Origin of the sequence: Polaribacter sp. BM10 (genome assembly GCF_002005425.1) — a bacterium.
GTDB lineage: Bacteria > Bacteroidota > Bacteroidia > Flavobacteriales > Flavobacteriaceae > Polaribacter > Polaribacter marinaquae.
The window spans coordinates 1,956,917-1,979,211 of sequence record NZ_CP019704.1; the positions used below are offsets into that span (position 1 = coordinate 1,956,917).

Genomic DNA, 22,295 nt, shown 5'->3' on the forward strand with positions numbered 1-22,295 from the left:
ATTTAAAAAATATTCGGTAAAGATAAGCGTTATAATTTCGTTTGAATTTTAATAGCATGTTAAAGTTTTGTAGCTTTACTGCAACATCTGTGGCAATAAAAAACCACAACTATTTTAGAAAAAATTACCATTAAATTTTAGATATGTCAGATCAAAAAAGAGTTTTTTTAGTAGATGCCTTTGCATTGATTTTTAGAGGATATTATGCTTTTATTAAAAATCCGAGAATAAATTCTAAAGGTTTAGACACCTCTGCAATAATGGGTTTTATGAACTCTCTTTTAGACGTAATTAAAAGAGAAAGACCAGACCATTTAGCGGTTTGTTTTGATAAAGGAGGTAGTGTAGACAGAGTAGAAATGTTTGAAGCTTACAAAGCCAATAGAGACGAAACACCAGAAGCCATTAAAATTGCTGTACCTTATATTCAAGAGATCTTAAAAGCCATGCACATACCTATTATGGTAAAAGAAGGTTTTGAGGCAGATGATGTAATTGGTACACTCTCTAAACAAGCAGAAAAAGAAGGTTATAAAACTTTTATGGTAACACCAGACAAAGATTTTGCACAATTGGTTTCTGAAAACATTTTTATGTACAAACCTCGTTTTGGTGGTGGTTATGATATTTGGGGAATACCAGAAGTACAAGAAAAATTTGGCGTAGAAACACCAGAGCAAGTAATTGATTTCTTAGGGATGATGGGAGATTCTGCAGATAACATTCCGGGATTACCAGGTGTCGGAGAAAAAACTGCCAAAAAGTTTTTAGCTGCTTATGGTTCTATGGAAAACCTTTTAGCAAATACACACGAGTTAAAAGGAAAAATGAAAGAGAAACTAGAAGCCAACGGAGAATTAGGCTTACTTTCTAAAAAACTAGCCACAATTATGCTAGATGTTCCTGTTACCTTTCATGCAAAAGATTTTGAATTAGACCAACCAGATATAGAAAAAGTAACTGAACTTTTTAACGAACTAGAATTTAGAAATTTATTAGTAAACTTTACAAGAACCTTTGCCACTGAAAATGCAGAAAAGGTTAATTCTGCAGAAAACTCATCCGAAGAAAAAGTAAATACTACAGCAAAAAAAGCCGTTACTGCACCAGAAGGTCAATTTGATTTATTTGCTGCACCAGGTTCTGGTAGTGTTTCTGATGCCGACATTGCATCTGGATTTAAAACAATTAATAACACCGATCATTTTTATCAGCATATAGATTCTGTTTTATCTAGAAAACTATTACTTCGAAAATTAATGGCTCAAAAATCTGTTTGTTTCGATACAGAAACAACTGGTTTAAAAGCTTTAGAAGTAGAGTTGATAGGAATTGCATTTTCTTTTGAAAAAGGAAAAGGTTATTATGTTTCTTTTCCGGAAGATCAAGAGGAAACAAGATTAATATTAGAAGAATTTAGACCATTTTTTGAATCAGAAATTGAAAAAATTGGTCATAACTTAAAATACGACATTAAAGTTTTATCAAATTACAACATGCCTGTAAAAGGTAAATTGTTTGATACTATGATTGCGCATTATTTAATTAATCCAGATATGCGTCATAATATGGATATGTTGGCAGAAACCTATTTAAATTACCAACCCGTATCTATTACAGAATTAATTGGTAAAAAAGGTAAAAACCAACTTTCTATGCGCGTTGTACCGATTAAAGACCAAACAGAATATGCCGTAGAAGATGCAGATATTACTTTTCAATTAAAGCAATTATTTACATCAGAATTAGAAAGTGGTAATGTTACTAGGCTTTTTAATGATATAGAATTACCATTGGTATCTGTTTTAACGGCAATGGAAATTGAAGGTATTAATGTAAATACAGATTTTCTAAAAGATCTATCGATTGCTTTGTCTAATGATATTAATCGTTTAGAAAAAGAAATTTACGAACAAGCTGGCGAAGAGTTTAATATTGCATCACCTAAACAATTAGGAATTGTGCTTTTCGAGAAAATGGAGTTGGTTAAAAAACCTAAAAAGACCAAAACGGGTCAATATAAAACCGGCGAAGATATTTTATCCTTTTTAGCTAAAGACCATAAAATAATTAGAGACATTCAAGAATATAGACAATACAAAAAACTACAAAGTACATATGTAGATGCATTACCAAACGAAATTAATGCAAAAACTGGTAGGATTCATACAGAATATATGCAAGCGGTTGCCGCAACAGGTCGTTTAAGTTCTAACAATCCTAATTTACAAAACATACCAATTAGAACAGAACGTGGTAGAGAAGTTAGAAAAGCTTTTGTTCCTAAAAATGACAATTATGTTTTACTTGCGGCAGATTATTCGCAAATAGAACTAAGAATTATTGCTGCTTTAAGTGAAGAAGAAAACATGATAAATGCTTTTAAAAACGGCGAAGATATTCATGCTTCTACTGCTGCAAAGGTTTTTAATGTTGCTTTAGAAGATGTTACAAGAGAGCAACGTAGTAATGCTAAAACCGTAAACTTTGGTATTGTTTACGGTGTTTCTGCTTTTGGTTTAAGCAACCAAACTAATTTATCTAGAAGTGAAGCCAAAGAATTAATAGATACGTATTACGAAACGTATCCTAAATTAAAAGCTTACATGACTTCTCAAGTAGAATTTGCAAGAGAAAAAGGATATGTAGAAACCGTTTTAAATAGACGTAGATATTTAAAAGACATCAATTCTAGAAATGCAATGGTAAGAAGCGGCGCAGAAAGAAACGCAGTAAATGCACCAATACAAGGTTCTGCAGCCGACATTATTAAACTTGCAATGATAAATATTCACAATCGTTTTGAGAAAGAAAACTTTAAATCTAAAATGCTTTTACAAGTACATGATGAATTGGTTTTTGATGCACACAAAGAAGAGCTAGAAATTATTAGACCAATTATTAAGCATGAAATGGAAAACGCATTTAAAATGAGTGTACCGTTAGATGTAGAAATAGATTTAGGTGAAAATTGGTTAGAAGCACATTAAAAATGAAATTAGACTACATAGAAAACTACAACGGACTTGATGAAAATTTAGTTCGATTATATAATTTTGACAAAACAGAAGCCCTTAAATTTAAGAATTTATTGGAGGAAATTGTCATCAATAAAAAACAGAAATTAAATTTAGCTGAAATAGATTTTATTGAACCAAGAAATTGCAATTTAATTTTTGGTTTGTTTAAATCTGATGAAGGAATTTTAACCAAAGACAATGAAACTTTTTTCTGTATTTTAACTTTAGATAGTTTTATTAAAATGACATCTTTAATAGAACCTTTTTGCAAAAAAGACACAAGAGCTCATCAATATTTATATGATGTAGACACACCTACAGATTTGCTTTTTTGTCCTTCTGCTACTTAAAAATCAGATAAGATTTTCAACAAAAGTAACAGCTATATAAAACAAAATAACTAACAGTTAGAAGACACATGTTTAGCTTGAAATATTTTCTAAAAAAACGAAAATCCGAAACCAAAAGAAACACTATCCAATCGGTTATTTTTAAACCCGTAGATACCTTTTCTATGAAAATCGATTCTAAAAACAGTGTTCCATCTTTTTTCTCCGGAAACTTGAATTCCGACACCTAAACCATAATAATTCCCATCTGAATACCTAGAAGAAGGTGTCCACATTTTACCATACCTAACTTCTACAAAATGATTGTTATTTTCTTTTTCTGTAATATTATACCTTAAACTACCATAAGCTGGAAAAGCATCTACAGCATAATTAAAATGAAAATCGTAACCACCATTTAAAGCAACAGCTACTCTTTTTTTAAACTCGTAACCAAAACCAACTCTAAAAAAGAAAGCAGAAGGCACAATAAGTGGGCCGTTATCATCATCATTCCCTATTTCATAATCTTCATTTATGCCTAGTGTAAAGTTTAAATCTGCAGTAAAAAAAGGTCGTCCTAATTTTTCTTGAGAGAAGGTTATTTGAAATACTGTAAGTGCTAAAATTGAAAGTAGTGTTCTTTTCATTTGGCTATCTTTTTTTGAGATTTAAGCCATCAATAACTATTCCGTTTTACACCAACCAATTAAAAGTTAATTTCCCTTATTTCAATAAATGAATTTTATATGTAATTTTGCAATCAATTATGAGCATAATATCTAAAGACATACAAAAAGCAGCGCAATTATTAACTGATGAGAAGTTAGTAGCAATACCTACAGAAACAGTTTATGGATTGGCAGGAAATATTTTTAGTGAGAAAGCTATTAAAAGTATCTTTTCTACTAAAAAAAGACCCTTCTTTAATCCGTTAATTGTACATATCCCTTCTAAGGAAGCGCTAAAAGATATTGTTGTTGATATTCCAGAGAAAGCAAAATTATTAGCAGATGCTTTTTGGCCAGGTTCTATGACTTTAGTTTTAAAAAAGAATAAAAATATTCCTGATTTAATTACAGCCGGTAAAGACACTGTTGCTGTTCGTATACCAAATCATCCGGTAACATTAGAACTTTTAAATAGTATCGATTTTCCTTTGGCAGCGCCAAGTGCAAATCCTTTTGGTAGTATTAGCCCTACTAAACCAGAACATGTAGAAAGTTATTTTAACAATGAAATTTCTCAGGTTTTAGATGGCGGATCTTGTGCTAACGGAATAGAATCTACTATTATTGGTTTTAACAACAACGAGCCAATTATTTACCGATTAGGTGCTTTGGCTTTAGAAGAAATAGAAGCTGTTGTTGGTAAAATTACAATTTTAAACAAGAAAGAAGTTAAACCTGATGCTCCTGGAATGTTGGCAAGACATTACGCACCAAAAACTACAACATATTTAGTTGATGATGTTGCTTCTGAGATACAAAAACATAACGATAAAAAAATCGGAGTTTTAGTATTTAATTCCTCTGTAAATAATAACGAGATAACAGAAATTATTCTTTCTAAAAACAATTCTATGCAAGAAGCTGCTACTAACTTATACAACGCCATGCACACTTTAGATAGCCAAAATTTAGATATTATAATTGCAGAGCGTTTTCCTAATAATGGCTTAGGAAAATCTATAAATGATAGATTACAACGCGCTACATTTAAATAATTTATCTCACAAACCTATACGTTGCTTTTAATAGAAAAGTATCATTTGCAGGAACATCAAAAATTTGATTGCTTACACTATCAGTTAAAGAGTCATTTATATTTTGAGAACCAGTAGAACCTCTAGCCCAAACTAAAAATAGTTCCGAACCAGGTATATACTCCCATCTTAATACTAAGTTTGTTTGTAATTGTACAAACGAAAAATCTGGATTCGAAAACGAATACGTGTCATTATCTAAGTTTTCATCAATGGTATAAATGCTGCTACCAGAATTTGTTGTGGTTTTAGATATTTGATTCTCAGTATAAAAATTAACACGATCATTTATAGAACTTGCTACAGAATTATTTACATAATTAAAGTTAGAATATCTACCTCTAGAAATATAAGGTTGTCCATAAAATTGAACAGAAAAATTAGGATTTAAACTATAATTTAATCGCAAAGTAGAAGACCAAGTATCATTTTTAATATTACCTAAAATGTATCGTTTTAAATTACCAAAATCGGCAGTAGTAACATATTGTGTTCTATCTTGTGTTTTACTTAAAGAATTATCTAAAGACATGCTAAAAGAATCAAAAGGTTGATAATTAATTCTAAATGTATACCTATTTCTATTAAAAACATCTTCTTCACTTTTTATTTTAAGGTAACTAACTCTAAAACTAAATTTCTTACTTCTATCAGAATTTATTGAAGCATAATAAAAAATATCATCTGCTGCACGCCAACGCGGACCACCTCTTAAAAAAGCATTTCTATGGATGTTACTACTAGATCCAAATCCACCGCTTGTAGACCAATTGTTTATCCAACTGATGTCTCCTTGTAATTCATATCTAAATCGATTTAAATTACCTCCAAAATCGTAACTTGTAGATTGCTCTAAACGTAAATTCATATTTCTATAAATATCTGTCGGAACCTGCCATAAATATCTTGCTTCTGTAAATTGAATCATCTCATCGGTTTGTCTTAAAAAGCCAACATCATTCAATTCTAATTCCGGAGAACGCCATACAAAACCAGCATTATAACGCCAATTACCACCACCTTGCTTACCTGCCTCTACTCTACCACCTGTACCTGTTAAAGATGTTCTATTTTCATCTAAATTAACATAATCTGCATCTACTCTTTGAAATAATCTAGCAATCGATTGTTGAGTATTAGAAATTGCTTCTTTACTACCGTTAACACGACTTAAAATACTATTTCCTTCTACATAGAACTCTCTATCTTGCCAAGTGTGTCTAAAATCTACACCTGCTGTATAGGCAGATTTATGCAACTCATTAAAATTACCATCTAAATTTCTATTTGTAGCTGTTGCAATACCACCTATGTAAGAATTTCTTTCATTAAAATCCTTCTGAACTCTTGTAACAAAGTAATTTGTTAAAGGCTCTACTATTTCTTCTCTAGTATTACCGTTTACTTGTCTTATTTCTGCAAATTCATTAGCAGTAACACTCTCTAAAACACCAATAGACCATCCATTTTGTGTTTTACCAGAAAACTTAGCTGCTCCTAAAATTGTTGAATTTTGCGGAACATCTGCAAATTCTCCCGCTTGTAAATTGGCTCCTCTGTGTGGATTTCTACCAATTCTTCTGCTGTAAAAAAGATTGTCTCTACCATTTGCAAATCTAAAGTCAAAAATATTTTTATTCTCTACAAAAAAGGGTCTTTGTTCTCTAAAAAATATTTGAAATCCGTCTAAAGCAATAGCACCTGGATCTGCTTCTACTTGTCCAAAATCAGGATTAATAGTAAGGTCTAAAGTTAAATCGTTTGTAATTCCGATTTTAGCATCTAAACCTGCATTTAATTTAAAATCACTTCCATCTCTGTAAGGGTTATTTGGTTCTGCAGGGTAATTATCGTATTGCAAAACAGTAAACGGCTGCACCTCTAGTTGTTTTTGAGACACCAAATCGTTTAAACCATGTAACTCTCCGGCCTCACTAATAAAACCAGCTTGATCGTTAGGTATTCTTTGCCATAAAGATCTTTCTTGTAACCTAAAAATAGTTCTATTAACATTAAAACCCCAAATTTGTTCTTTTGCATTACCAAAACGTAATTGACTAAATGGGATCTTCATTTCTGCAGTCCATCCTTTATCATCTACTTGTGCATCTGTATACCAAATAGGGTTCCAACTTTCATCAAAATTATCACCGTTACCTGTAGCAATCTCTTCTCCTTTAACTCCTGCAGCAGTTGTAGTAAAAACAAAAGCAGTTCTTTTATCGTGATAACTATCTATAATTACATTTATTCTATCTCCTGCAAAACCATCTCTTCTACTTAATCTTTGTTGAATTAATTCTGGATTTGCATCTAAAGCTCTTAATGCGATGTACAAATACTTTGCATCGTACATAACTTTAAACATTGTTTGGTGCGCAGGTGGTGTACCTTCATCTGGAGATTTTTCTACAAAATCAGAAGACCATTCTACTACATTCCATGCATCATCAGAAACATCACCATCTATAATAGGTACTTTTTTTAGTTTTTTTGTAGTATAAATTCTCTTAGGTACTTTAGTTTGAGAGGCTTCTTGTGCATAAAGGCAAAATGCAGAAAAAACAGTTAATAATGTAATTAAAAACTTCATGTAATTTTGGGTTGATTTTTCATCAAAAAAGACTGTTTTTTTGATTTTGCAAAAGTACCTTACTAATATGGTAAAGTTTTCTTAAGATTCTGTTAATTTTAAAAACTTTAAAAACAGTAAATTAGTCTCGAAAAAAATAATCTAAAACTCTATTTGTCAATTAAATAAATAGCATTACATTTGCACTCCTTTTTTAAGGAAAATAAATATTATTAATAATTGACAAAAACTAATAGTGTAATTATGAACACATTAAGTTACAAAACAGTATCAGCAAACAGCGCTACCGTAAACAAGGAGTGGGTTTTAGTTGATGCGGACGGGCAAACGTTGGGTCGTCTAGCTTCTAAAGTAGCTAAGCTAATTAGAGGTAAATACAAGCCAAACTTTACTCCTCACGTAGATTGTGGAGACAACGTGGTTATTATCAACGCAGAAAAAATTAACCTTACTGGAAACAAGTGGAGAGACAAATCTTATATTCGTCACACAGGTTACCCAGGAGGACAAAGATCGTTAACTGCAACAGAAATGTTTGAGAAAGATCCTACAAGATTAATCGAAAAAGCAGTTAAAGGGATGTTACCAAAAAATACTTTGGGTAGCGCTTTATACAGAAACTTGTATGTATATGCAGGTACAGAGCACAAACAAGCAGGTCAAGAACCTAAAGCTATTAACCTAAACGATCTTAAATAATGGATACAGTTCACAAAATAGGTAGAAGAAAAACAGCTGTTGCTCGTATTTATCTTACAGAAGGTAAAGGTAACATTACTGTAAACAAGAAAGACTATAAAAGTTATTTTACTACTGGTACTTTACAGTATAAAGTACAACAACCTTTAATGTTAACAGAAAACTTAGAATCTTACGATATTAAGGTTAACGTATATGGTGGTGGTATTACAGGACAAGCAGAAGCTATTCGTTTAGCAATCACTAGAGCTTTAGTTTCTATTGATGCAGACCATAGAGCTGTCTTAAAACCAGAAGGATTATTAACGCGTGACCCAAGAATGGTTGAACGTAAGAAATTTGGTCAGAAGAAAGCACGTAAAAAATTCCAATTCTCGAAACGTTAATATATTTGCAAAATTTATTTTGCACTATATTTTATCGAGAACTGTTATTATTACAAACAATTAATATTAAACAGTTTAGTATCTAAATATATAAGACTCGTAAGACTACTTATATATTGATTTCAAAACAGAAAGTAAACACATTTATAAAATGGCAAACGTAAACATTCAAGAATTATTAGATAGTGGTGTACACTTCGGACACCTTACTAGAAAATGGAACCCAAACATGGCTCCTTATATTTATACAGAAAGAAATGGTGTTCACATCATCGATTTGTATAAAACAGCAGCTAAAATAGAAGAAACTTCAGAAGCTTTAAAAAAGATCGCTAACTCTGGACGTAAAATTTTATTTGTTGCTACAAAAAAGCAAGCTAAAGATATTGTTGCAGAAAAAGCAAAATCTGTAAGCATGCCTTATATTACAGAAAGATGGCCTGGGGGAATGTTAACTAACTTTGTTACTATTAGAAAAGCTGTTAAGAAAATGGCTCAGATTGATAGAATGAAGACAGATGGTTCTTTTGATGCATTATCTAAAAGAGAAAAATTACAAATTAATCGTCAAAGAGAAAAATTAGAAAAGAATTTAGGTTCTATCTCTGATATGACTCGTTTACCTGGTGCATTATTTGTAGTAGACATCAAAAAAGAGCACATTGCTGTAGCAGAAGCTCAAAAATTAAACATTCCAATTTTTGCAATGGTAGATACAAACTCTGATCCAAGACAAGTAGACTACGTAATTCCTGCAAACGATGATGCTTCTAAGTCTATAGACAAAGTATTATCTTTTGTTACTGATGCAGTTGCAGAAGGTTTATCTGATAGAAAAGCAGATAAAGAAAAAGTAAAAGAAGCAAAAGCAGAAGCTCCTAAAAAAGCAGAAGCTGCTACAGAAGAAAAAAAATAATTTAATAACTAATTAGAAACCTTAAGTTTCTAAATAAAAAAAAAGTGACATGGTAAAAGTAAGTGCTGCTGACGTTAAAAAATTAAGAGAAGCAACTGGAGCTGGTATGATGGACTGTAAAAAGGCATTAGTAGAAGCAGAAGGAAACTTTGACGAAGCAATAAACATTTTACGTAAAAAAGGTCAAAAAATTGCTGCAAAAAGAGCTGATAGAGAATCTACAGAAGGAGTTGCAGTAACTAGAATTAATGACTCTAAAACAGAAGGTGTAGCAATCGTATTAGCTTGTGAAACTGATTTTGTTGGTAAAAACGAATCTTTTGTAGCTTTAGGTGGTCAATTTGCAGACATCGCTTTAAATTACGCAGACAAAGAATCTTTCTTAGCTGCTGATTTTGGTGGAATGACTGTTGCTGATAAATTAGTTGAGCAAACTGGTGTTATTGGAGAGAAGTTAGAAATAACTGCTTTCGAAAAAGTAGAAGCAGCTTATGTTGGTGCTTATACTCACATTGGTAAAATTGCTGCTTTAGTTGGTTTATCTGCTGTTGTAGATAACGCAGAAACTTTATCTAAAGACCTTGCAATGCAAATTGCATCTATGGGAGCAACAACTTTATCTTACAAAGATTTAGACCCTGCTTATGTAGCTGCAGAAACTGAAGCTAGAATTGCTGTAATCGAAAAAGATAATATCGAGTTAGGTAGATTAGGAAAAACTTTAAAAAATGTTCCTCAATTTATTTCTATGTCTCAATTATCTGATGAAGTTTTAGCTAAAGCTGAAGAAGATGCAAAAGCAGAATTAAAAGCAGAAGGAAAACCAGAACAAATCTGGGATAGAATTTTACCAGGTAAAATGGAAAGATTTATTTCTGACAACACTACTTTAGATACAGAACAATGTCTTTTAGACCAATCTTTTATTAAAGATGAAAAAAAGACTGTTGCACAATACGTTAAAACGTTTGGTGATGTAGAAGTATCTACTTTTAAAAGAGTTACTTTAGGATAATTACTATTCTAAAAAACATATTTTTTTCTAACCTCGTTATCAAATATTTGATAACGAGGTTTTTTAATTTTCAAAAAAAGAAAATCAAAAAAAAACCGTAATTTTGCGCAACTCTTAAAATAAACTATGCAATATAAAAGAATACTCTTAAAATTAAGTGGCGAAGCATTAATGGGAGAAAGACAATACGGTATCGATCCAAAACGTCTTTCTGAATATGCTAAAGAAATTAAAGAAGTTATAGCAAAAGGTATTGAAGTAGCAATTGTTATTGGAGGTGGTAATATCTTTAGAGGTGTTGCTGGTGCTGCAAATGGCATGGATCGTGTACAAGGAGACCATATGGGTATGTTAGCAACTTGTATTAATGGTTTAGCTTTACAAAGTGCTTTAGAAGACGAAGGTGTTTATACAAGACTACAAACAGCTCTAGAAATTAAAGAAATTGCAGAACCTTATATTAAAAGAAGAGCAATTAGACATTTAGAAAAAGGTAGAGTTGTAATTTTCGGAGCAGGAACAGGTAACCCATATTTTACAACAGATACAGCAGCTGTTTTAAGAGCAATCGAAATTGATGCAGATGCAATTTTAAAAGGAACTCGTGTAGACGGTGTTTATAACGAAGATCCAGAAAAGAATAAAGACGCTATTAAATTTGACACAATAACTTTTAAAGAAGTTATTGAGAAAGGTTTAAAGGTTATGGATATGACAGCATTTACGTTAAGTGAAGAAAATAAATTACCAATAATTGTATTTGACATGAATACCAACGGAAACTTATTAAAACTAGTTTCAGGTGAAAAAATTGGTACTATTGTTGATAATCAATAAGAAAAATCTTTAAATTTAGAAAGATGAACGAAGAAATTGAATTTATATTAGACACAACTAAAGAAGCAATGAATAATGCAATTGCTCATTTAGAAAAAGAATTAAGAACTATTAGAGCTGGTAAAGCTACACCTGCAATGTTAGGTAATGTAATGGTAGATTATTATGGTTCTCAAACTCCGTTAGGGCAAGTTGCAAACGTAAGTACACCAGACCCTAGAACTATTGCAATACAACCTTGGGAAAAAAACATGTTACAACCTATAGAAAAAGCAATTATGATTGCTAATTTAGGATTTAACCCGATGAATAATGGTGACATAATAATGATTAACGTACCACCATTAACAGAAGAAAGAAGAATAAACTTAGCAAAACAAGCAAAAGCAGAAGCAGAAAATGCTAAGATTGGTATTAGAAATGCAAGAAAAGATGCAAACAACGATATCAAAAAAACAGATATTTCAGACGATTTAAAAAAGGCTTCTGAAGCAGATATACAAAAGCTAACAGATTCTTATGTTAAAATAACAGAAGAAAAATTAGCAATCAAAGAAAAAGAAATTATGACAGTTTAAGAACTGTTAATTCAAAAGGTGTTTTTAATAAAAACACCTTTTTTTTGGTTAAAACCCAACTTCAAATTAGTTACCTTTGCAGAAAATTTTTTAAATGAATTTCTGGACAAAAGCAGCTGGTTTGATATTAAGAAACCGATACTTGGTTTTATTAATAATTGCACTAATAACAGCTTTTTTAGCATCTCAAATGAAGTATATGAAATTCTCATATACAGAAGCAAATCTTTTACCAGAAGATCATGCTGCAAATCTAGAGTATAATAAATTCTTAGAAATTTTTGGTGAAGAAGGTAATTTAGTAATCTTAGGCGTTAAAGATTCAACTGTTTTTACACCAGAAAAATTTAATGCTTGGAATAAATTAGTAGAGCAATTTGATGCTAGAGAAGAAATAGATTTTACAGTATCTATTGCCGATGTACAAAAACTAAAGGCAGATAGAAAAAAGAGAAAGTTTATCTTAGAACCTTTATACGAAAAAAATCCAACTACTAAAGAAGAGGTTAACGCAATAAAAACACAACTTTTTGAAAAGCTTCCTTTTTACGACAACCTACTTTACAACAAAGAAACAGGTACTTTACAAACCGCAATTTATATTAAAAAGGAAATTATAAACACACCTCAAAGAAGAGATTTTATTTTTGATGTTTTAATTCCTGCCATAGAAAAATTTGAAGAGGAAAACAATCTAGATGTTAGGGTTTCTGGTATGCCATACATTAGAACCTTAAATGCCCAAAATATTCAAGATGAAATTTTACTTTTTGTAGTAGGTGCATTAGGTATTACTGCATTAATATTTTTCTTTTTCTTTAGATCTTTTAGAGCAACATTTATAACACTTCTTGTAGTTCTAATTGGTGTTATTTGGGCTTTTGGTTTTATAGGATTGTTTCGATATGAAATTACTGTTTTATCAGCATTAATTCCGCCATTAATTATCGTTATTGGTGTACCAAATGCGGTGTTTCTTATCAACAAATATCAACAAGAAATAAAAAAACACGGCCAGCAAGCAAAAGCTTTACAGCGTGTAATTTCTAAAATTGGTAACGCTACTTTAATGACAAACATTACCACGGCTTCTGGTTTTGCAACATTTGTCTTTGTAAAAAGTAATTTACTTAGAGAGTTTGGTATTCTAGCCTCTGTAAACATAATTAGTATCTTTATTTTGGCTCTGTTGATAATACCTATTATCTATAGTTTTATGCCACTTCCTAAGAAAAAACACTTGAACCATTTAGAAAGAAAATGGATTGAGAATGTTGTAAATTGGATGGAGAAAATGGTAAAAAATCAAAGAATTACAATTTATTTTGCAACCGTTATAGTTATCGTTTTAGGTATAATTGGAGTTTATAAAATTCGAGTTTCTGGTAGTTTAATAGAAGACATGCCTAAGAAAATGGATTTTTATAAAGACATTCGTTTTTTTGAAAAAGAGTTTGGTGGTATCATGCCTTTAGAGATTTTAATTGATACAAAAAAAGATAAAGGAGTCATGAAACTTTCAACTTTAAAAAAGATGGAAGAATTAAATGAAACTATTGAAACTTTTCCAGAATTATCGAAACCAATTTCTGTAGTAAACTTAGTTAAATATTCTAAACAAGCTTATTATAAGGGAAATCCAAGATATTATCAGTTACCAACAAATCAAGAACAAAGTTATATTTTTTCTTACACAAAAAACTCTAACAGTGATGCTGGCATGCTTAAAACCTTTGTAGATTCTACAGGTAGATATGCGAGAATTACAACTTTTATGAAAGATATTGGTACCGATAAAATGGATATCATTCAAGAACGATTAAAAGCAGTTATCGCAAAAGAATTTCCTGAAGATAAGTATACAGTTTCTTTAACTGGTAAGGCTTTGGTTTTTATAAAAGGAACTAATTACTTAATTAACAATTTAGTAATCTCTTTATCATTAGCTATTTTACTGATTGCAATATTTATGGCTTGGATGTTTAGATCACCACAAATGATCTTAATTTCTTTGATACCAAACATGCTTCCTTTATTAATTACTGCAGGTTTAATGGGCTTTTTAGACATCCCTATAAAACCATCTACAATTTTAGTTTTTAGTATTGCTTTTGGTATTTCTGTTGATGATACTATTCACTTTTTAGCAAAATACAGACAAGAATTAATTGCCAATAAATGGAAAATTAAACCCTCTGTTTATGCGGCTTTAAGAGAAACAGGTGTAAGTATGTTTTATACCTCTATTGTATTGTTTTTTGGCTTTTTAGTATTTACACTTTCTAGTTTTGGAGGTACAATTGCTTTAGGTGGTTTGGTTTCTGTAACGTTACTTTTAGCCATGGTTTCTAATTTATTACTATTACCATCTCTTTTATTAACTTTTGAAAAGAAAATTGCCAATAAAAAAGTATTTAAAGAACCTAAAATGAAGATTTTTCCTCCTAAAGAAGATAAAGAATAATTATAAATGTTATTTATATATAAAAAACCGGTGACTTAATAAACCACCGGTTTTTCTATTTAGTCTCAAAAATAAACTCCTTACTTTTTCATAATTCTTTTCATAATATTACCTTTTGCTGTATCTATTTTTAATAAGTAAACACCTTCTGATAAATTAGAAATATTTATTTTATTTATAGGATTTTTAATTAATTGTAACCTTTTACCTAAAAGATTATACACTTCAATTTTTTTAATATTTACATTATTAATATTTTGAATTTGTAAAACATCTTTAACAGGATTAGGATATAATTTTATGTAATTACTTAATACAATCTCTTTATTAACACTTAATGTTTCATCATAGTTAAGAGTAACCCTTTGTGTTTCTATATTAAATCCTGTAATAATAGGATTAGAAACAAGACAAAAGTAATATCCAGCATCTTGTTGTGTTGCATCTGTAATAACATATTCTTTACTAGTAGCATCTGTAATTGGACTTCCATTTTTATACCATTGGTACATATTATTAGTTCCACTAACTATTGCTACTAGAGTTTTATCGTAACCATCACCAAAATCTACAGTTTCCTCTACCCCAACTTTTGCTTGATTAGAATAACTAAACGTTTGTAAATTCTGATAATCTATAAATTCATTTTCAAAATCACCAAATTGAAATTTATTGCTACTAATATATAAACTTGTTAAATTGGTTGCATTCGTAAAATCAGGTAAATTACCCTTAATTTCATTATTTTGTAGATATACCGTTTTTAAGGCTAACATATTACTCATTTCTGTCGGTAAACTTGTAATCTTATTGCTGTTCAAATATAAAGTTTCTAAAGAGGCTAAATTCCCAAAAGTAGATGGAATTGCTCCCGAAATTTCATTAGAACCTATCTGTAAATTTGTTAACTTAGTTAAATTCCCAATACTCTCTGGTAATTCTCCTTTAAGCTTATTACTATTCAAAGAAATATTAGTAATATGCTTACCTCCATCAACAATTTTGGTGGTTATTCCTTGCCATTTTGTAGCATTGTATGGATTGTTAATAAGCGCTTTTGCTAAATTTCCATTCCAATTGGTATTATTAGTCCAATTTGCTCCCTCTAAATTATTATATAAATCTACCAAAGCTTTAATTTCATTTTCTGGTACATTATTATATGCACTACAATCTTGTCCCCAAACAATATTTGAATATTGACTTGCAAAAGAAGTTGCTTCCCAGGCTAAAATAGTATTCTCTGGAACTGAAATACAGTTTAAGTATTGATTATAAAAAATAAAAGTATTAGAAAATTGTTCTTCTGAATTATAACTATTATCAAAATTAGACGGAGCAACACCTATTTTTAAACCTGTAATTTCATTTCCAGAGACATTTAAAGATATCAAATTAGTTAAATTTGAAAAATCTAAATTTCCTTCTAATTGATTAGAACTTAACTCCAATCTTTTTAATGAAGAAATATTATTAATTTCTACCGGTATTGTATTTAAAACATATTCTTGAATATTAGAATTATATTGATTATTGAATGTTAACTGTTCTAAGTTAGCCAATTCTCCAATTTCAGTTGGTATTTCTGATATAAAATTGCTATTTAGCTCTAACTCTTTTAATTGTATTAAGTTTTTAATTACGGATGGAATGGTACCATCTAATTCATTGGAATTTAATTCAACCTTTGTTACGTGCTTTTGTCCATTAATTACCTCTGTTGTAACCCCAAACCAAGCTCCAACATTTCTTTTTAAGCTAGAATCTGTTTCCCAAACAACTCCGTTATAAGAACTAGATAAATCGTTTCTCCAATTCATACCTTTTGTACTGTTGTATAAAGCAATTAATGCTTCTCTTTCTAGATCTGGAATGGAATTAGTGGTTACCGCATTACAATTATCTGAATAAACAACTCCATTATCTATTATACCGCCTTCTTCTTTGTAATTAGACAATTGCCATGCAACTAGCTCGTCACTAGGCACTTCTACACAACCCAAAGCATTTCTATTTAGTCTCAATCTATTTGCTCTCGGATTTGTTGTATTGGTTCCAAAAATTGTTGGTGCAACGGCAATTTTTAATTCCGAAATATTATTGAAATCTGCTCTAAAGTCATTTAAAACTTCTGATAAACCTAAATTAATAGAACCCGATATTCTATTATTACTAATATTAAATGTTTCTAATAAAATTAAATTGGTCATTGTACTTGGTAAACTTTCTAAAACGTTACCCTGTAAATACAATTTCTCTAAACTAACAATATTCCCAATTTCATCTGGCAAACTATTTAACGTATTTGTTGGTTGATATCTAACAGGACTTGTGGTTTGATTATTTAGTCTTAATTCCTTTAAACTTGTAAAATTACCAATACCCGATGGTAAGCTTGTTAATCCATTGTAACTTAAATCTAACTTTTCTAATGTTGCTATGTTACCAATCTCATTTGGTAAAGTTGTTAGAGTTGATGTGTATTGAGAAGTATTTGTATTTATTCTTTGATAGCTTAAATTCAACTCTACTAAACTAGTAAAATCTCCTATTCCTACAGGTAAACTCTCTAAACTATTAGAAGATAAATTTAAATGCGTTAATTTACTTAAACCTCCTATTTCTGTGGCTATTGAAGTTATTTTTCCAGAGGATAAATTTAGCAACGTTAACTCTGGTAAATCTGCTATTTCTTTTGGTACAACTCCTGATAATTGATTACTAATCAACTCTATTTTAGTTACGTGTTTCTGTCCGTTGATAATCTCTGTAGTTACTCCTTGCCAAGAACCTACATTGGTTAATTCTGTAGCATCAGAACTCCAATTTGTACCAACCCAAGTAACTCCTATTGTTGCATCTACCTTGTCTCCTCCGTTTGTGGCAATATACAATGCAACCAAAGCTTCTCGCTCACTTTGTGGAACTCTAAAGCCTGAACAACTATCGCTAAATGCTATTCCATTGTCTGCTATCTGGGGTCTTTGTGCATATCGGGTTTCCCAATTTGTAACTTCTGCTGTAGGAACTTCTACACAACTTAAATAAGGGTTATTACTGATATTAAAATGATAGGTTGGATTAGACGATAAGCTAAAATTAATTACAGGCGCATCTATTTTTAAATCGGTAATCTTATTATTATTTAATTGCAAACGCTTTAATTTTATCACATTTGTTAAATCAACCAATCCGCCTATTTCATTATTCTCCGCTTCTAAAACCTCCAAATTGGTTAACTGATTCATCGTACTTGGCAAACTTGTTAAATAATATGTATAAGTACCTGTAGACGAATCATACGTTTGCATATTTTCTAAATACAACTCTTTCAAATTTGATAAGTCGCCAATTTCTGCTGGTAAAGTTGCTATTTTATTACTATTACTACTCTGAGACAAATACAACTTCTCTAAATTTGTTAAACCGCCAATTGTTGCTGGCAAACTTGTTAACTCGTTACCCTGAACCTGCAACTCTTTTAAACTAGTTAAACCATTTATTGTACTCGGAATGTTCGCAATAATATTATTCTGTAAATACAATTTTTCTAAACTAGTAATATTTCCGATTTCATCTGGTAAACTAGATAATGTATTTATTGGTTGATATCTAACAGGACTTGTGGTTTGATTATTTAGTCTTAATTCCTTTAAACTTGTAAAATTACCAATACCCGATGGTAAGCTTGTTAATCCATTGTAACTTAAATCTAACTTTTCTAATGTTGCTATGTTACCAATCTCATTTGGTAAAGTTGTTAGAGTTGATGTGTATTGAGAAGTATTTGTATTTATTCTTTGATAGCTTAAATTCAACTCTACTAAACTAGTAAAATCTCCTATTCCTACAGGTAAGCTCTCTAAACTATTAGAAGATAAATTTAAATGCGTTAATTTACTTAAACCTCCTATTTCTGTGGCTATTGAAGTTATTTTTCCAGAGGATAAATTTAGCAACGTTAACTCTGGTAAATCTGCTATTTCTTTTGGTACAACTCCTGATAATTGATTACTAATCAACTCTATTTTAGTTACGTGTTTCTGTCCGTTGATAATCTCTGTAGTTACTCCTTGCCAAGAACCTACATTGGTTAATTCTGTAGCATCAGAACTCCAATTTGTACCAACCCAAGTAACTCCTGTTGTTGCATCTACCTTGTCTCCTCCGTTTGTGGCAATATACAATGCAACCAAAGCTTCTCGCTCACTTTGTGGAACTCTAAAGCCTGAACAACTATCGCTAAATGCTATTCCGTTGTCTGCTATCTGGGGTCTTTGTGCATATCGGGTTTCCCAATTTGTAACTTCTGCTGTAGGAACTTCTACACAACTTAAATAAGGGTTATTACTGATATTAAAATGATAGGTTGGATTAGACGATAAGCTAAAATTAATTACAGGCGCATCTATTTTTAAATCGGTAATCTTATTATTATTTAATTGCAAACGCTTTAATTTTATCACATTTGTTAAATCAACCAATCCGCCTATTTCATTATTCTCCGCTTCTAAAACCTCCAAATTGGTTAACTGATTCATCGTACTTGGCAAACTTGTTAAATAATATGTATAAGTACCTGTAGACGAATCATACGTTTGCATATTTTCTAAATACAACTCTTTCAAATTTGATAAGTCGCCAATTTCTGCTGGTAAAGTTGCTATTTTATTACTATTACTACTCTGAGACAAATACAACTTCTCTAAATTTGTTAAACCGCCAATTGTTGCAGGCAAACTTGTTAATTCGTTACCCTGTAACTGCAACTCTTTTAAACTAGTTAAACCATTTATTGTACTCGGAATGTTCGCAATAATATTATTCTGTAAATACAATTTTTCTAAACTAGTAATATTTCCGATTTCATCTGGTAAACTAGATAATGTATTTGTTGGTTGATATCTAACAGGACTTGTGGTTTGATTATTTAGTCTTAATTCCTTTAAACTTGTAAAATTACCAATACCCGATGGTAAGCTTGTTAATCCATTGTAACTTAAATCTAACTTTTCTAATGTTGCTATGTTACCAATCTCATTTGGTAAAGTTGTTAGAGTTGATGTGTATTGAGAAGTATTTGTATTTATTCTTTGATAGCTTAAATTCAACTCTACTAAACTAGTAAAATCTCCTATTCCTACAGGTAAACTCTCTAAACTATTAGAAGATAAATTTAAATGCGTTAATTTACTTAAACCTCCTATTTCTGTAGCTACTGAAGTTATTTTTCCAGATGATAAATTTAGCAACGTTAACTCTGGTAAATCTGCTATTTCTTTTGGTACAACTCCTGATAATTGATTACTAATCAACTCTATTTTAGTTACATGTTTCTGTCCGTTGATAATCTCTGTAGTTACTCCTTGCCAAGAACCTACATTGGTTAATTCTGTAGCATCTGAACTCCAATTTGTACCAACCCAAGTAACTCCTATTGTTGCATCTACCTTGTCTCCTCCGTTTGTGGCAATATACAATGCAACCAAAGCTTCTCGCTCACTTTGTGGAACTCTAAAGCCTGAACAACTATCGCTAAATGCTATTCCGTTGTCTGCTATCTGGGGTCTTTGTGCATATCTGGTTTCCCAATTTGTAACTTCTGCTGTAGGAACTTCTACACAACTTAAATAAGGGTTATTACTGATATTAAAATGATAGGTTGGATTAGACGATAAGCTAAAATTAATTACAGGCGCATCTATTTTTAAATCTTCAATCTTATTATTATTTAATTGCAAACGCTTTAATTTTATCACATTTGTTAAATCAACCAATCCGCCTATTTCATTATTCTCCGCTTCTAAAACCTCCAAATTGGTTAACTGATTCATCGTACTTGGCAAACTTGTTAAATAATATGTATAAGTACCTGTAGACGAATCATACGTTTGCATATTTTCTAAATACAACTCTTTCAAATTTGATAAGTCGCCAATTTCTGCTGGTAAAGTTGCTATTTTATTACTATTACTACTCTGAGACAAATACAACTTCTCTAAATTTGTTAAACCGCCAATTGTTGCTGGCAAACTTGTTAACTCGTTACCCTGAACCTGCAACTCTTTTAAGTCAGTTAGATTACCAATACTATTTGGTAAAAACGTTAGCCTATTATTATAAATTTTTAAAGATGTTAAGTTTAGCAAAGCGCCAATATTAGAAGGCAATTTTGTTAACTGATTACTATACAATGTTAGTTCTTCTAGTAGTACTAAATCGCTTAAATCTTCGGGTAAATCAGTATTAAAATTTGGGTTGTCTTCTCCTAATCTATTATTGTGTAATCGAAGGTGTTTCAATTTTGTAAAACCACCTAAACCAGCAACCACTTGTAATTCGTTATTATTCAAGTATAAAGTTTCTAAATTGGTTAAATTGGCAAATGCTGTAGGTGTATTAGAAAGTTTACAATTCGAAAAATCTAAGTAGGTTAGTTTTGATAGTTGCCCTAATTCTGTTGGTATACTTGCTATATTATTAGGTGCTGCAACTAATCTAGTTAATTCTGCTAAATTACCTATTTGAGGTGGTAATAAAGTAATTTTAGTAGAGCCTAATTCTAAAATTTCTAATTTCAATAAATTTTCAATTGTAGTTGGAAGTAAATCTACTTGCGTAGTATTAAATTTTAAAGAAATTAATTCTACTAAATCACCAACAGTACTTGGTATTGTAGTTAAAGTATTGTTGATACTTACATCTAAATGATTTAATTTAGATAAACCACCTATTTCATTTGGAATTGAACTGATTTGATTTTGACTTAATTTTAACTCTAATAATTCTGAAAAATCTCCAATTTCAACAGGCAAACCTCCATTTAAACCCATTCCATGAAAAAATAATTTTGTTATTCTTCTAACTGTTCCAAAATCTTTAGTTACAATACCTCTTAAATCTTCTGGATTCGTATTTGCTACTATTTCTGTACTGCCATAATTATTATAAGACCATGCAGTTCCATTAGTAGTATTAAATATTGCTTTTAAAGCTGCTTTTTCTGTAGCATCTAATGGTAAGACTCCGCTACAATTATCAGTTATTTTAATTCCTAAATCAAAATTATTCATAGATAAAGAATGGTAACTATTAATTGAGCTCGATGGCACTTCAACACAATTTAAATTAGGTACATCTTTGATATTTAGCGTTACATATTTATGAAGTTTTAAACTCGTAATACCAGTATTATTAAGTTTTACATTATCAATGGTTGCAGCGTAATTATCGAAATTTACACCACCTGAAAAACTCATATTTTCTGAAAAATCTACGGAGGTTATATTTGATAAATTTACCAAACTAGAAAAACTTCCGTTTAAATTATTGTTCGATAAATTGATTTCCGTAACGTAATCTTGACCATTAATTTCTGTTACTGTAACTCCATACCAATTAGAAACATCAGAAGTAATATTTATATCTGTATTCCAATTGGTATTATTCGTCCAATTAGCTCCATCTGTAGCATTGTAAAAATCTATTAATGCTTGTCTTTCTGTTTGTGAAATTTGCGCATTTATAGTTATACTTATAAACGCGAAAATTAATAGTAGTTTTCCTCTCATTTTTGGTTATTTTAATCTTTATCAAATATATAAATCAAACAAAAGCATGTAAATACCTAATTGTAGGTATATTTTAAAGCTAAAACAACGAACAACTACACGCTAATAATTGTACTTAATCC

General features: G+C 30.6%; 13 protein-coding genes. 10 read left to right on the top strand and 3 right to left on the bottom strand.

Annotated elements, in window-relative coordinates:
- Window positions 1-143: 143 nt before the first annotated feature.
- A complete protein-coding gene (gene polA, locus BXQ17_RS08770) occupies window positions 144-2,990 on the top strand; it encodes a DNA polymerase I (protein WP_077810282.1) in 2,847 nt (948 codons plus the stop codon).
- 2 nt (window positions 2,991-2,992) lie between these two features.
- A complete protein-coding gene (locus tag BXQ17_RS08775) occupies window positions 2,993-3,370 on the top strand; it encodes a hypothetical protein (RefSeq protein WP_077810283.1) in 378 nt (125 codons plus the stop codon).
- 89 nt (window positions 3,371-3,459) lie between these two features.
- On the opposite strand, the gene BXQ17_RS08780 is transcribed toward BXQ17_RS08775, so the two are convergent.
- Window positions 3,460-3,999: a hypothetical protein gene (locus tag BXQ17_RS08780; protein ID WP_077810284.1), complete on the bottom strand. Its 540-nt coding sequence runs from the start codon at window positions 3,997-3,999 to the stop codon at window positions 3,460-3,462.
- A gap of 119 nt (window positions 4,000-4,118) precedes the next feature.
- Here BXQ17_RS08780 and BXQ17_RS08785 point away from each other — a divergent pair, with 119 nt between their 5' ends.
- Complete coding sequence (locus tag BXQ17_RS08785; RefSeq protein WP_077810285.1) at window positions 4,119-5,075, top strand: L-threonylcarbamoyladenylate synthase; 957 nt, start codon at window positions 4,119-4,121, stop codon at window positions 5,073-5,075.
- A 1-nt stretch (window position 5,076) separates the two neighbouring features.
- Here BXQ17_RS08785 and BXQ17_RS08790 read toward each other — a convergent pair whose 3' ends face one another.
- On the bottom strand, window positions 5,077-7,707 hold the full coding sequence (locus BXQ17_RS08790) for a DUF5916 domain-containing protein (RefSeq protein WP_077810286.1): 2,631 nt from the start codon (window positions 7,705-7,707) through the stop codon (window positions 5,077-5,079).
- Window positions 7,708-7,950: 243 nt separating this feature from the next.
- On the opposite strand from BXQ17_RS08790, the gene rplM reads away from it, so the two are divergent.
- The 7 genes from rplM to BXQ17_RS08825 all read left to right on the top strand — a co-directional run bounded on the left by rplM (window position 7,951) and on the right by BXQ17_RS08825 (window position 14,602).
- Window positions 7,951-8,406, top strand: coding sequence for a 50S ribosomal protein L13 (gene rplM / locus BXQ17_RS08795; protein WP_077811389.1), 456 nt, complete (start codon window positions 7,951-7,953; stop codon window positions 8,404-8,406).
- The gene (rpsI, locus tag BXQ17_RS08800) at window positions 8,406-8,792 is read left to right on the top strand and encodes a 30S ribosomal protein S9 (protein WP_077810287.1); all 387 of its coding nucleotides are present in this window, start codon (window positions 8,406-8,408) and stop codon (window positions 8,790-8,792) included. Before rplM ends, rpsI begins: the two co-directional genes overlap by 1 nt.
- A 151-nt stretch (window positions 8,793-8,943) precedes the next feature.
- Complete coding sequence (gene rpsB, locus BXQ17_RS08805; protein ID WP_077810288.1) at window positions 8,944-9,708, top strand: 30S ribosomal protein S2; 765 nt, start codon at window positions 8,944-8,946, stop codon at window positions 9,706-9,708.
- A gap of 49 nt (window positions 9,709-9,757) precedes the next feature.
- Window positions 9,758-10,723 carry a translation elongation factor Ts gene (gene tsf, locus BXQ17_RS08810; protein WP_077810289.1) on the top strand — a complete coding sequence of 322 codons (966 nt, stop codon included), beginning with the start codon at window positions 9,758-9,760 and terminating at the stop codon, window positions 10,721-10,723.
- 126 nt (window positions 10,724-10,849) lie between these two features.
- Window positions 10,850-11,560, top strand: coding sequence for a UMP kinase (gene pyrH / locus BXQ17_RS08815; RefSeq protein WP_077810290.1), 711 nt, complete (start codon window positions 10,850-10,852; stop codon window positions 11,558-11,560).
- A gap of 23 nt (window positions 11,561-11,583) precedes the next feature.
- Window positions 11,584-12,138: a ribosome recycling factor gene (frr, locus tag BXQ17_RS08820; protein ID WP_077810291.1), complete on the top strand. Its 555-nt coding sequence runs from the start codon at window positions 11,584-11,586 to the stop codon at window positions 12,136-12,138.
- Window positions 12,139-12,232: 94 nt separating this feature from the next.
- A complete protein-coding gene (locus tag BXQ17_RS08825) occupies window positions 12,233-14,602 on the top strand; it encodes an RND family transporter (RefSeq protein ID WP_077810292.1) in 2,370 nt (789 codons plus the stop codon).
- Window positions 14,603-14,682: 80 nt separating this feature from the next.
- Here BXQ17_RS08825 and BXQ17_RS08830 read toward each other — a convergent pair whose 3' ends face one another.
- Window positions 14,683-22,173 carry a leucine-rich repeat domain-containing protein gene (locus BXQ17_RS08830; protein ID WP_077810293.1) on the bottom strand — a complete coding sequence of 2,497 codons (7,491 nt, stop codon included), beginning with the start codon at window positions 22,171-22,173 and terminating at the stop codon, window positions 14,683-14,685.
- Window positions 22,174-22,295 lie beyond the last annotated feature (122 nt).

Excerpts from the sequence above, each read along its gene's own strand:
- rpsI (WP_077810287.1), top strand. The coding sequence starts at position 8,406 with ATGGATACAGTTCACAAAATAGGTAGAAGAAAAACAGCTGTTGCTCGT.
- BXQ17_RS08780 (WP_077810284.1), bottom strand. The coding sequence starts at position 3,999 with ATGAAAAGAACACTACTTTCAATTTTAGCACTTACAGTATTTCAAATA.
- rpsB (WP_077810288.1), top strand. The coding sequence starts at position 8,944 with ATGGCAAACGTAAACATTCAAGAATTATTAGATAGTGGTGTACACTTC.
- BXQ17_RS08775 (WP_077810283.1), top strand. The coding sequence starts at position 2,993 with ATGAAATTAGACTACATAGAAAACTACAACGGACTTGATGAAAATTTA.
- BXQ17_RS08825 (WP_077810292.1), top strand. The coding sequence starts at position 12,233 with ATGAATTTCTGGACAAAAGCAGCTGGTTTGATATTAAGAAACCGATAC.
- BXQ17_RS08785 (WP_077810285.1), top strand. The coding sequence starts at position 4,119 with ATGAGCATAATATCTAAAGACATACAAAAAGCAGCGCAATTATTAACT.
- polA (WP_077810282.1), top strand. The coding sequence starts at position 144 with ATGTCAGATCAAAAAAGAGTTTTTTTAGTAGATGCCTTTGCATTGATT.
- BXQ17_RS08790 (WP_077810286.1), bottom strand. The coding sequence starts at position 7,707 with ATGAAGTTTTTAATTACATTATTAACTGTTTTTTCTGCATTTTGCCTT.
- frr (WP_077810291.1), top strand. The coding sequence starts at position 11,584 with ATGAACGAAGAAATTGAATTTATATTAGACACAACTAAAGAAGCAATG.
- BXQ17_RS08830 (WP_077810293.1), bottom strand. The coding sequence starts at position 22,173 with ATGAGAGGAAAACTACTATTAATTTTCGCGTTTATAAGTATAACTATA.
- tsf (WP_077810289.1), top strand. The coding sequence starts at position 9,758 with ATGGTAAAAGTAAGTGCTGCTGACGTTAAAAAATTAAGAGAAGCAACT.
- rplM (WP_077811389.1), top strand. The coding sequence starts at position 7,951 with ATGAACACATTAAGTTACAAAACAGTATCAGCAAACAGCGCTACCGTA.
- pyrH (WP_077810290.1), top strand. The coding sequence starts at position 10,850 with ATGCAATATAAAAGAATACTCTTAAAATTAAGTGGCGAAGCATTAATG.